This window comes from Syntrophomonas sp. UBA5494 (genome assembly GCF_002426325.1).
Genome location: NZ_DIPG01000014.1, coordinates 1 through 12,316 on the forward strand (window position 1 = coordinate 1; position 12,316 = coordinate 12,316).

Genomic DNA, 12,316 nt, shown 5'->3' on the forward strand with positions numbered 1-12,316 from the left:
CCTTTGGTCTCCCGGGCGAAATAGAACAATACACCCTGGATGACAAAACATACCGCCAGGAAGAGGTAAACCGAACCGATGGCGTCAGCGGTTGCCTTGGGGCTTACCAGGTTGGAGGAGCCGGCAAAGAATGCGACTATCATGGGTCCGATCAACTTGCCGATGCCGCCCATACCGTAGGCAGACCCCATACCAGCGGCGCGCAGCTGAGAAGGCCATACTTCGGAGCCATAGGGTCCTACCAGGGCGAACCCGCCGTCAGCGAAGAAGTAGATACCGATCATGCACAGCCAGAACACTGAGATTCCGCCGATAAAGTTCCCGATGTTGAAAATGGCGAACACCAGCATAACAGCGGCTCCGGCGCCCAGGGCCATACCACTGGTACGACGCCCCAGCAAGTCGGACATAAAAGCCCAGAACCATCTGCCGATAAAACCGCCCAGGGTAACGAATATATACAGCTTGGCGGCTTCCTGCGGTGTCCTGCCTATAACCAGAGCCAACAATGCCGGCCCCCACATGGTGAAGCAATAGTACCCGCACTGCTGAGCAATGTTGGTTCCCCAGGTAGTTATGATACTGCGGGGATATTTAAAGAGCTCGCTCCAACTTTGTTTAACCACCGGCGGCAGGTCGTCGACCCATTGATCCTTTTTACCCGTGGCCTGGCGGAAGTCATGGTGTTGCCCGGTAACCCAATCGACTGCTGCTTCAGCTTCGTCAAACCGTTTGTTGCCGATAAGCCAGCGGGGAGATTCCGGGACCCATATCCGTATTAACAGGCATAACAGGGCGGGAACCAATCCTACCAGGAAAAGTCCCCTCCAGCCGATAGACGGGGTTAGAAAGGCAGCACTGCTGCTGGCAATCATGGTGCCGATGGGAATAAATGCGGTTACAATTCCGCTGACCCGGCCGCGGTACTGAGAAGGCACAAATTCCTGCACCAGGGGCAGGTCAACACAGTATAAGCCGCCCAGAGCCAAACCGGTCAGAAAGCGCAGCGCTACCAGAAACAACCAGTTCCCTTCGGGAACAAAGTACATCAAACCGGTCATTACTGCGCTAAACAATATGGTAAAGATAAATATCGGCCTGCGTCCGATTTTGTCAGCGATATAACCAAATGCGGCCGCGCCTATGATAGCCCCGAACCCGGAAGCCAGCAGAATAGCTGCTGAATGGCTGTAGGTCAGGCCCCAGGGAACCATAATGAAGGCGATAACAAAGCTGATGATAGTAAAATCAAAAAACTCCAGCATATCCCCCAGGACGGCGGCACTAATCACTTTATAGTGATTCTTGGTTAGATGGGAATTATCAAGCTGGGTTATCAACCCCGATGCTGATCTTGCCATGTTTTCTCGTCCTCCCTAAAAGTTGTAATTTGCATCAATGTTGCTTTAAATCAAAGCGGTTGTATATTAAAGACGTTTGCATACCTGTGTTACCAGGCTGTCCATCCTCCATCGACCATAACGACTGACCCGGTTATGAAATCGGCCGCATCCGAAGCTAAAAACAATACCGTTCCGGCGACATCACTGACCTCACCAATGCGATTCAATAATATCCTGCGCTCCACATCCTCCTTAAATTCCGCATCCTTAAACATTGGTTCTGTAAAAGGCGTATAAATAAAGGTAGGAGCGACAGTATTGACTGTAATGTTGTAGGGGGCCCATTCACCCGCTAATACCTTGGAAAACTGCGCCACTGCTCCTTTACTGGCACAGTAAGCTGAACGCTTGACATATCCCACCACCGACATGGCCGAACCGATGTTGATGATTTTGCCTTGGTTTTGCTGCATCATAATGCGTCCGGCAGCCTGGCTGCAGAAGAAAGCCCCTTTGGCATTGATCCCCAGAACTTTGTCCCAGGCCTCCTCAGTGACATCCTCCCCACGCTGCTGGACATTAACTCCTGCTGAGTTGACGGCAATATCGAGCTTGCCGAATTGCTCCGCTATAGCCTGGTAAGTTGTATTTATAGCCGGCACGTCTCTGACATCACACACATAAACGGTGCTATTTCCTCCCAGAGCGGCAATTTCTGCCTGAGTCTGTTCCGCTGCTGCTGGCGAGATATCGATTAATGCCACCTGCGCCCCACTGGAGGCCAAGGCCAGTGCACAGGCTTTGCCGATACCGTTGCCAGCGCCGGTTACTGCTGCAACTTTCCCGTTTAGGTCAACAGTGATATTAGACATACTCATCACCTCTTTTTTCACTCCACTTTCGCGCTCTACCTTGCAAGGTTCGATTCCCTGTTCCCTGAAGCTCGTCAGCAGCAAGTACTTCCATGAGAATCTCATTGTCTTATTGTGCAACCTTCATGCCAGATAATCTGTTAGCGAACCGCCTCTGCTGAGGAGAGCTGATATACCTGTATTTTTCTGTAAATTCACAAATTGTAGATCTGCTTTACAGAGGCCATGAACTAGGCCTTATCGAGGCACCGCAGCTCAATATATGGAGTAATCTGATCAAAAAATCATTGAAAAAAATATTCTGTTCCAACGATAAATCCATCCAAAATATTTCCATGTTCACGTTATCCTTTTCACTTTTTCCCGACCCATTATTGAATCGCTTCTGATCGAGGGTGGTTTTCTGTTTTGGCACAAGCCCAACACCGCCGGAGCAAAAACGGCTGACCCATTTGCGGGTCAGCCGTTCCATTTCCGTTACACCTCTGCAAGCAGCTTATCCTGACGGCTTGTCATCCAGCTTGATTCCGTATTGGGATGCCTTCCGCCAGATGGTGGTTTGGCTGGCTCCAAGAGATTGCGCAGCTTTGCGCAGACTGCCTTGTATGAGCAAATGCTTTTTGATCATGTTTTTTTCAAACTCTTCAACTTCATGTTTCAGATTTACAGGCCGGTAATCGCCTTCCACTGTGGGCCTTATGCCTTTTTGCCCCTGTTGCAGAAAACCGAAGTCCTCAATTACCGTGTCAGCACTGGTGACCACAGCTCTCTCAATCACATTGCGCAGTTCCCTGATATTGCCAGGCCAGTCATAGTCTATCAGTACACCCAGGGCGGAGGCGGTTATGGTCTTATTGAAGCCGTATTTGTCATTAAACATCTGCAGGAAATGCCTTACCAACGGGGCAATCTCCTCTTTTCTTTCTCTTAGCGGGGGAACATTTATGGGAATTACGTTCAAACGATAAAACAGATCTTCTCTAAACCTGCCTTCAGCTACCATTCTGGATAAATCGCGGTTAGTGGCGGCAATAACCCTGACATCCACCTTGATGGGTTGCGCTCCTCCCACCCTGGTAAATTCGCTCTCCTGCAAAACCCTTAACAGCTTGACCTGTAAATGCATAGGGATTTCCCCCACCTCATCCAGGAATAGGGAGCCGGTGTTGGCCACCTCGAATATACCGCTCTTGCCGCCCTTTTTGGCCCCGGTGAAGGCTCCCGTTTCATACCCAAATAGTTCAGATTCCAATAGACTCTCGGGAATGGCGGCACAATTGATCTTGATATAAGGCTTTTTACAACGAGTACTGTTCTTATGCAATTCCCGGGCAATGATTTCCTTGCCGACCCCGGATTCCCCCTGAATTAACACCGTGGAGTCAACCCGGCCCAGCCTGACGATCAAGTCGATAATATCTTTGGATTGACGCGATTCAGCAATGAAATTGCTTTCCTCGCTGATCCTGATCTTTTGCAGTTCCTCCTGGTAATGGCGGCTTAGCTCCTGGGCCTGCTCCATTTCCTGGCGCAGCTGTTCCAATTCTGTCATATCCCTGGCATTGGTTATCACCCTGATCAGTTCACCGCGATCGTCGAAAACCGGGTTGCCCGTTACCAGGAGCCTTTTTCCGGTCTTCAACTTCTGCTCAATTGTTACAGGCCTCTTCTGCTCAATCACCATCATCGAAACAGAATGATCATAATAGCCTTCTTCAGCCAGTCCTTGCTCGTTCTTGCCGACCAGTTCTTCCCGGGACATCCCGGTTATACGCACATAGGCATCATTTACCCGGATTATATTAGCCTGCGCGTCGGTCTGGCATATTCCGTCAAAAGAGGCTTCAATAACGGCCTGCAATTCGTCTTTCATGTCCTGGGTTTTTTCAAGTTCCCCGGCCACTGATTCCAGGTCGGTTATATCCTTTATGTTGACCAGCACATTGGCGAGTTCGCCTTCCTTATCAAAAATAGGCAGCCCCGTAAACAGCGCCACTCTCCCCGTTGAGGTGGTCTCTTTATACATCACCGGTTGTTTGCTTTCCAGAACCATCAGGGTAGCGGCTTTGTTGTAGTAGCCCTGCTCAACCAGGTCATACATTGATTTTCCTACGATATCTTCAGCTTTGAGCCCGGTGATGCGGGTGTAGGCCTTATTGACATTTATAACCCGGCCCTCTTTGTCGGCAACGAAAAAGCTGTCCAGTGATTCATTTAAAAAGTAATCCATGCTTTCTTTCATTTCCCGGGCTATATTCAATTCTCTGGTGATGCTCTCCATGTCCGATATATCCTGAGCAACCGCAACCGCACCTATGATGCTGCCATTGGAACCAATAATGGGAGTACGGTTGCTGAGGATGGTTTTGTCCTTATAGCTGAACTTTTCACCCTTTACCACCCTTCCAGTCTCCAAAATATCGATTAAAGCGCCATCCGGAAATATATCGGTATACAAAGCCCCCAGCACATCTTCTTTTTTCATTTCGAACAGTTCTTCAGCGGCCCGGTTGAATATGCGGATGATCCTGTCCTCATCGATGCTGACAATGGAATTATAGGCGGCATCAAGTACGGCATGCATACGCTTGGTTATATCCTTAAGTTCCCTAGTATACACCCGGTTGGCGTCAGATTTGGTCAACATGCCGGTAACCCTGCCGTTGTGCAGCACGGGGAAGCGGCCAAATGTCAAGCCATGAATAATATCTACCGGCATTTCTTCGTCCAGGGTGTTCACGTCTGTACACATGATTTCTTTAACCGGCACGTTCAAAGGCTGCTGGCCGGCTAAAGCCTTATATAAATGCAATTCCGTGACCATCCCCAATAAACGTTGATTTTCATCTACTACCGGAGCTCCATCTATACCGTATTTTAAAAATACCTCCGCAGCATCCTGTATGGACTTGTCCGGATTGATGGTAATCGGTCTGTGCGACATGACATCATTTATTCTCATTGCTATATACCTCCCTCCTCCATGTCATGGTAACGGAGTTATTTAAACTCCGCACTACATGGGTGGCGTGTCACAAGAATGGCAGACGGTGTGAAAACTATCCTGTGGGCCCCACTTACAGCCGATTTTTGGCTTTTATTCGGGGCGGAGGCTAGTCTGTTGACCGGAATAACCCGTTCCTTTCCCGCTTTGGAGAATTAAATCGCCCATTTCGGGACTTTTCACACAGCCTGACGGGGTTATTGACACCCCTTAACTTGCGTCAGTTTATGTCTTATTAAACCATCACCGGCTTGATTATCCAGCGGTGTTGTTATCCTTTTAGCACTCTATATAATACAACATATGTTCTGTCAAGGTCCCTGTTATTATCTTCCATTATGTCAAATTATACTTTGAGGTAAAAACGCCGGTGCTTAAAAACCCCGCTACATCGTAAACTGGGCGCTTTTTATAAGCCTAAGCATACCCGGGCTATAATACCCTGGCCATAACAAAAAAGGCACTCTCAAAATATTGAAAGTGCCAGGTTCTTTCTGGAGCGGGAAAAGGGGTTCGAACCCTCGACACCCGGCTTGGGAAGCCGGTGCTCTGCCACTGAGCTACTCCCGCTTAATTAAGATGATCGGCGATGTACTTACAATTGGCGAAGCCGATGGGATTTGAACCCACGATCTCCGGCGTGACAGGCCGGCATGTTAACCGCTACACCACGGCTCCGCATTTTCAATCGCATAGATATATTAACAAAGTCATCATGAAATTTCAAGTCCTGAAGGGTTAACGCGCTGTCAAGGCCTGCCGGTCAGGCTTGAGGCATGAGCGCTGGTCGTTGCCTGAGTATATTATGGTAAATTCTCGACAATTCATGTTTATGTCATTTAGCCCCTCCTGATACAACCGCGATATCATCAAGAGCTTAATACCTGCTGATCGCCCACTTGCTTAATCCCGCCGGGAGACATCTGCGTAAAAACGGCTTCCCGGGCGGCCGCTTCTAGTCATAATATTTAGTTATTTTATGTATAACTTTTTGTGTGTTACACTATATCTGTCTAGGGGAGGAATGTTTATGTCTAATCAATATATAGCGCCGTTCTCAAACGCCAGAGACATTAACCTTATGCAGATAAAGGCCGCCAAAGCCAGCGGCCGGAAAGTGGTGGGAATTTATTGCGCCTATTGCCCGCAGGAATTGATACTGGCCGCGGGCGCCATACCGGTGAGCTTATGCGGAACCCGGGAAGAACCTATTCCGGCTGCAGAAGTGCTTTTACCCCGCAATCTTTGCCCCCTGATTAAATCATCATTCGGTTTCGCGATCACAGATACTTGCCCGTTTTTTCATTTCTCGGATCTGGTTATCGGGGAGACCACTTGTGACGGCAAAAGAAAGATGTTCGAGCTCATGCACGAATTGAAACCGGTACACGTCATGCAATTGCCCCATAACAATGTCAGTCCGGCTGCATTCGACTTATGGGCAGATGAATTACGCCGTTTGAGATTACGTCTGGAAGAGGAGCTTAATACCAGGATCACGGACGAGTCCCTCTGGCAGGCTATGGAACTGGTTGGCCAGGAGAGAAAATTTATTAAAGCGATGTTCGATTTGAACCAGGCAGACCCGCCCTTGTTTACCGGGCTGGAGCTTCTTACCGTTTCCTGGTCGCGCAACTTCAGCAGCGACAAAGGTGGGCTGATTGGACAATTGCAGCAGTTGTTGGAGAATGTGCGCGAAAAGCCAAACGGTACCCCGGCTCCCCGGGTACTCCTGACCGGGTGTCCGGTGGGCCTAGGAAGCGAAAAGGTCATAACTGTAACTGAAGACCTGGGCGCCCACATAGTGGCCATGGAAAACTGTTCAGGGTACAAGACCGTGGATCTTCAATATGACAATACCATCGATGACCCCATTATCGCTCTGGCGCAGATGTATTTAGGCATTCCCTGTTCGTGTATGAGCCCCAACCCGCAGCGGCTGGAATTAATAGAGCGCATGATCGCTAATTTTAAGGTCGACGCGGTGATCGACCTCACCTGGCAGGCCTGCCATACCTACAATATAGAGTCCTACCATGTGGGCAAACTGGTTAAAGAAAAAGGGCTGCCTTACCTGCACCTGGAGAGTGATTACTCCAATTCGGATAAAGAAAATATTAAGGTCAGGGTTCAAGCCATGCTGGAGATGATTGAGAAATGACGGGGATTGGGATCGACATCGGCTCCATAGCCACCAAAGGCGTTTTGATCAAAGACCAGAGCTATTACCGGGTTATACTTCCCACCGGATGGAACCCCAGGGCTGCAGGCCATGAGGCTATTGCAAAATTACTCGCTCTGTCAGGAGTTGAGCGCCATGGGGTGGAAAACGTTGTAGTAACCGGTTACGGGCGGGTAGCGTTTGACAGCGCTGATCGGATAGTAACCGAGATCAAGTGCCATGCCCGCGGTGTTTCCCACCTGTATCCTGAGGTGCGAACCATCATCGACATCGGCGGGCAGGACAGCAAGGTTATTCAGCTGGGAAGCAGCGGACAAGTTGTGGACTTCGCCATGAATGACAAATGCGCTGCCGGCACCGGGCGTTTCCTGCAGGTGATGGCAACCGCTTTGGGCCTGGAAGTCAGCGAGCTGGGCAACGTGGAAGACCCCAACAAGCTGTTGGCGGTGAGCAGCATGTGTACCGTTTTTGCGGAATCTGAGATTGTAGGCCTTTTGGCCAGGGGCAATCCCAAGGAAGGCATAATAGCCGGGCTGCACCAGTCGGTGGGAAAACGCGTGGCCGCTATGGCCAGACGGATGGGGGTAAAACCACAGGTGGCCTTTACCGGAGGAGTAGCTTTGAACCGGGGTGTAAAGAGGGCGCTGGAAGAGGAATTGGAATGCTCTGTAATGGTAGTCGAAAGCTGCCAGTATACAGGCGCGCTGGGGGCTGCATTGCTGGCCTGCCAGTCCGGGAAGCAGTGAATATCTTAACAAAATAACAGGGGAGGTATGTTTGTGGCTGACTATCGTGAAATGTGGTCAAATCTGGACATGGACCTGGAAAAACATGATGTGCTGTGTCAAGTTCTGCCCGAAGTATTTGGAGAAGTGTATCTTTCGCAGCAGAAACGGCCTCGGGGCATGGATTTTTATGATTTTGTGGTATCTGAAATCCATGGGGTCAGACCGGCCGAGTTGATTGAGCACCAAAAGTCGGGGGGCAAGGTTTTCGGCACTTTTTGTGTGTATGTGCCTGATGAAATCGTTTTTGCCGCCGGGGGCATCGCCACCGGATTGTGCGGGGGGTCGCAATTCTGGGTAGCGGCAGGGGAAAAGGTCTTGCCCCCCAACACCTGTCCCCTGATAAAAGCCTCAGTGGGGGCCAGGCTGGATAAAACCTGCCCCTTTTTCCGCATCGCTGATATGTTTGTGGGGGAGACCACCTGCGACGGCAAAAAGAAGGCCTGGGAGATTCTGGCTTCCGAAGTCCCCATGCATGTGATCGACATCCCGCAGATGAAGCGAGCGCAGGATGTCAATGCGTTTGAGCGTGAGATTCACAGCTTTATCAAGGTGGTGGAGGATTTTACCGGCAGCAAGATCAGTGCCGATTCCCTGGGTGAAAGCATCAAACTGATCAACAATAAAAGAAAAGCCCTGCAGCGCCTCTATGAGGCCCGTAAAGCGGCAGCAGTGCCCATCAGCGGCAAAGACGCCCTGCTGGTCACCCAGATCGCTTTTTATGATGACCCCTCCCGCTGCGCGCAGATGGCCAACCAGCTAAGCGAAGAACTGGAAGAGCGTATCAGCCGCAAGGAAGGGGTTTTCCCTGAAGACACCCTGCGGATAATGATCTCCGGTACCCCCATGGCCATCCCCAACTGGAAGCTGCACCATATCGTAGAAACTTCCGGGGCGGCAGTGGTTGTTGAAGAATCCTGTACCGGAACCCGCTATTTCGAAAATCTGGTGGATGAAACCGCCCCAACCCTGGAAAGACAAGTCCGAGCCCTGGCGGAGCGTTACATGAAGACCAATTGCGCTTGTTTCACCCCGAATTCGGCCCGCATCGATGATATCTTGCGCCTGGCCGAAGAATATAAGGTCGACGGCATCATTGACACCAATTTGCAGTTCTGCAACCTGTATTCGACCGAGAGTCACCTGGTCAAACAGGCCCTGGCTGAGAAGAATATACCGGTCCTGCATCTGGAGACTGATTACAGCGAGCAGGATTTCGAACAGCTGCGCACCCGGGTACAGGCCTTCCTGGAAATGCTGCGGGAGTAGGCTGGAGGGTGGAGACAGACAACAGGTTTTATATACTCTTTCCCAACCACCATCAAGGCTTGCGATTAAGCCAACTGCTGCGGGAGCGGGGCATCGATTACTTGATTGCTCCAACCCCGCGCCAACTCAGCACTTGCTGCGGGATATCCCTTATTGTAAAGGGCGGTGATTTAGAAGAGGCCAGTCAGGTGATCGCTGAGCATGAAATCGTAGTTGAAAAAATCGCTCCGGCTCCCAAGCGGGACGGGGACTGGAAATATCGCAGCTGTTAGCTAGTGATGTAAAACGCTGGTTCCGAGCATTCCCATCGAATAGCAACAGGTAATGGAAAACGCAGGTCTTGGATCTGCGTTTTTCCGTCACGGAAGCGGTTCTTCCGCATCATTTTGCTTAACTACCACTATCGGGGAAATAATACTATAATTGAATCTACTACAAGGTGCTCAAGCAACTGCTGCTCTATTGACCTTTTCCAGTCTTTTCAGGCAGCTTGGACCGTAAAAGATAAAGGCTTCGTAGAAGCGAGGTGATGATATTTTGCGCAATTATCCCGCACAAGCTATTGATCCCAAAGCGGTGCCATATTGGCGGTGTTCTGCCGCCATAGAATCAGTATTATTACTTCTTATTCCGGGCGGTTATTATATCGCGCAGCAACACTGGCAGCATTGGCCCACCTGGATTACTTTCGTCCTGCTGTTTCTTACCCTGGCATATGATATCTTCGCAGTGGTTTTTCAACCTGAGATTACTTGGAGAACCTGGCGTTATGAAGTATCCGAACAGGAAATCGATTTACTGCATGGAGTATTCATTAAAACCCGGACCCTGATTCCAATGGTGCGGGTGCAGCATGTGGATACCAAGCAGGGCCCGCTGCTTCGTCGTTTCAGGCTTTCATCCGTTACCATCTCCACTGCGGCGGGAAACCATGAGATACCTGCCCTGGCAGATGAAGTGGCAGATCTTTTAAGAGATAGAATTTCAGTCTTGGCCCGGGTGGTAGAAGAAGATGTATAAACCGCAGCGGGTTCACCCTATGGCTATACTCCAATTTACTCTGCGCACTGTCTACTCGCTGGGGCAAGGGCTTATACCCCTCCTTCTCATCGCCTTCGCCCAGCCAGAGATGCGCCGCTGGCTATTCTGGGGCCTCCCCCTTTTGCTGGCCTTCATGGTTGCCTATGGCATCCTTTACTGGCTGTGCTATGTATTTTATATCAGTGGGCAAGAACTGCGCGTGGAATATGGGGTTCTGATAAAAAAGAAAAGATATATCCCCTTCGAACGGATTCAGACTATACAGATTTCTGCCGGTATTCTGCACCGCATGTTTGGCCTGGTAAAAGTTCAGGTCGAAACCGCCGGCGGGGGCAGCCAGGCTGAGTTTGTGCTGGCGGCCCTGCCGCGAGATATTGCCGCGGAACTGCAGCATATCCTGCAGGAAAAGACGCAGCATCATGAGGAACCCGGTAATGAAACAGAATACATCGAATACAAATTATCGACCCGATCCCTGCTGGTTTTGGCCAGCACATCCAATGGCATTGGCATAGTTTTAAGCGCCATCCTGGCTGTCATTTCACAGCTGGACGATTTCTTTCCCAAAGCGGATGTTTGGGGTAAATTTGCAGCCTATGCCGGTCATCTGGCTGCTGGGAAAATAAGCCTTATTATCCTGGTTGTCTTCCTCATAATCCTGTTGGCCTGGCTTCTGTCTCTGCTGGGAACCATCATGCAATTCGGCGGTTTTCAGCTGCGAAGAGAAGGCAATAATATCATTATAAGTCGAGGACTTTTTGAAAAACATCAAATGAGCATACCGATTAAACGCATTCAGGCCATTAAAGTAGTTGAAGGACTGTTAAGACAGCCGTTGGGTATGGTCAGTTTACAAGTGGTAAGTATGAGTACTACCGGCATGAAAGAAGAAGGCAATGTGCTTTTCCCAATATTGCCAAGGGCAGAGCTGCCCGGGTTTGTTGAGAAAATCGCACCCGAATTCACCATGTCAATGAAACTGCACGGATTACCTGCCAGATCAAAATGGGGCTATTTGTTGATCAACACCATTCCGGCACTGATCATCGCTATTTTATGCACCGTCTACCTGCCCTGGGGATATGTTGCGTTTATTCTGCCTCTGCTGGGGGCAGCCCTGGGCAACGCACAGTATAATGATGCCGGTTATCAGGTGGAGAATAATAGATTATTACTCAGATCGCGCCATCTGGGCAGAGTGACTTTCATCATTCCCAAGCAACGCGTTCAGTCTATGCATGTTTCACAGAACCCCCTCCAGGCCCGCGGCAACCTGAGCAACTTAAGGATCGCGGTGGCCTCATCCAACGCCGCTGCCACCGTTCAGTTAAGAGGAATGGATATACAAAAAAGCAGCGTTATTATGAAATGGCTATTTGCCCAACGGCATTGACCGATTCGTTACGCCCCCCAGCTTCATGCCCTTGAATATTAGAAATGCGGCAAGCGCCAGCGCTACTTGTAGAATAACCGTATCCCCTCCGGATTCTCCCAGTATATACCAGGATGAAGTCGGCATAGTCTCCACGCCTAGGCTTAGGGTCTTCTTTCTATTCGTCGGTCCCTCAGGCGCCCAGAACTCAGAACCATTTATGAAAGCCAAGCGCCTTATTTAACCTTATTGGCCGCCCGAAATCCGGGTTTTTTCGTTGGGCCAATGTTACCCCTTACAGGCGGGACAGCAGTAGAGGCGGCATCATCCTGCACCAGTTTGTCCCCAAATCTGCCCCCAGGGGCCAAAAGGTATACCCCAAAATAAAAAATACCGGGGCTTTAAAACCCCGGTATCACTTACTTTCTATGTGAACACCATGCAAAAA

General features: G+C 50.0%; 9 protein-coding genes and 2 tRNA genes. 6 read left to right on the top strand and 5 right to left on the bottom strand.

The window, feature by feature from the left end; translation table 11 throughout:
* From B3W37_RS01850 to B3W37_RS01870, 5 genes are all read right to left on the bottom strand, one after another.
* Positions 1-1,361, bottom strand: a 1,361-nt coding sequence (locus tag B3W37_RS01850; RefSeq protein WP_483174612.1) for an MFS transporter, incomplete at its 3' end; no start/stop codon positions are given.
* Positions 1,362-1,450: 89 nt separating this feature from the next.
* Positions 1,451-2,215 carry an SDR family NAD(P)-dependent oxidoreductase gene (locus tag B3W37_RS01855; protein ID WP_481041810.1) on the bottom strand — a complete coding sequence of 255 codons (765 nt, stop codon included), beginning with the start codon at positions 2,213-2,215 and terminating at the stop codon, positions 1,451-1,453.
* A 496-nt stretch (positions 2,216-2,711) separates the two neighbouring features.
* Positions 2,712-5,177, bottom strand: coding sequence for a sigma 54-interacting transcriptional regulator (locus B3W37_RS01860; RefSeq protein WP_481041814.1), 2,466 nt, complete (start codon positions 5,175-5,177; stop codon positions 2,712-2,714).
* 537 nt (positions 5,178-5,714) lie between these two features.
* A tRNA-Gly gene (locus B3W37_RS01865) sits at positions 5,715-5,789 on the bottom strand.
* 32 nt (positions 5,790-5,821) lie between these two features.
* Positions 5,822-5,897 (bottom strand) — tRNA-Asp (locus B3W37_RS01870).
* A 352-nt stretch (positions 5,898-6,249) separates the two neighbouring features.
* On the opposite strand from B3W37_RS01870, the gene B3W37_RS01875 reads away from it, so the two are divergent.
* The 6 genes from B3W37_RS01875 to B3W37_RS01900 all read left to right on the top strand — a co-directional run bounded on the left by B3W37_RS01875 (position 6,250) and on the right by B3W37_RS01900 (position 11,889).
* The gene (locus B3W37_RS01875) at positions 6,250-7,380 is read left to right on the top strand and encodes a double-cubane-cluster-containing anaerobic reductase (protein WP_483174613.1); all 1,131 of its coding nucleotides are present in this window, start codon (positions 6,250-6,252) and stop codon (positions 7,378-7,380) included.
* Positions 7,377-8,147, top strand: a complete 771-nt coding sequence (locus B3W37_RS01880) for an acyl-CoA dehydratase activase (RefSeq protein ID WP_481041818.1) — start codon at positions 7,377-7,379, stop codon at positions 8,145-8,147. The genes B3W37_RS01875 and B3W37_RS01880 overlap by 4 nt, the downstream gene beginning before the upstream one ends.
* Positions 8,148-8,180: 33 nt before the next feature.
* On the top strand, positions 8,181-9,455 hold the full coding sequence (locus tag B3W37_RS01885) for a double-cubane-cluster-containing anaerobic reductase (protein ID WP_483169053.1): 1,275 nt from the start codon (positions 8,181-8,183) through the stop codon (positions 9,453-9,455).
* Positions 9,456-9,463: 8 nt separating this feature from the next.
* Complete coding sequence (locus B3W37_RS01890) at positions 9,464-9,727, top strand: putative Se/S carrier protein (protein ID WP_483169054.1); 264 nt, start codon at positions 9,464-9,466, stop codon at positions 9,725-9,727.
* Between the two features lie 265 nt (positions 9,728-9,992).
* A complete protein-coding gene (locus tag B3W37_RS01895; RefSeq protein ID WP_483174614.1) occupies positions 9,993-10,475 on the top strand; it encodes a PH domain-containing protein in 483 nt (160 codons plus the stop codon).
* Between the two features lie 19 nt (positions 10,476-10,494).
* Positions 10,495-11,889 (top strand): PH domain-containing protein, encoded by a 1,395-nt coding sequence (locus B3W37_RS01900; protein WP_483174615.1) that lies wholly within the window; start codon positions 10,495-10,497, stop codon positions 11,887-11,889.
* Positions 11,890-12,316 lie beyond the last annotated feature (427 nt).

Bases quoted from the DNA above. Each gene is read 5' to 3' on its own strand.
- B3W37_RS01875 (WP_483174613.1), top strand. From the start codon at position 6,250: ATGTCTAATCAATATATAGCGCCGTTCTCAAACGCCAGAGACATTAAC.
- B3W37_RS01900 (WP_483174615.1), top strand. From the start codon at position 10,495: ATGGCTATACTCCAATTTACTCTGCGCACTGTCTACTCGCTGGGGCAA.
- B3W37_RS01880 (WP_481041818.1), top strand. From the start codon at position 7,377: ATGACGGGGATTGGGATCGACATCGGCTCCATAGCCACCAAAGGCGTT.
- B3W37_RS01860 (WP_481041814.1), bottom strand. From the start codon at position 5,177: ATGAGAATAAATGATGTCATGTCGCACAGACCGATTACCATCAATCCG.
- B3W37_RS01855 (WP_481041810.1), bottom strand. From the start codon at position 2,215: ATGTCTAATATCACTGTTGACCTAAACGGGAAAGTTGCAGCAGTAACC.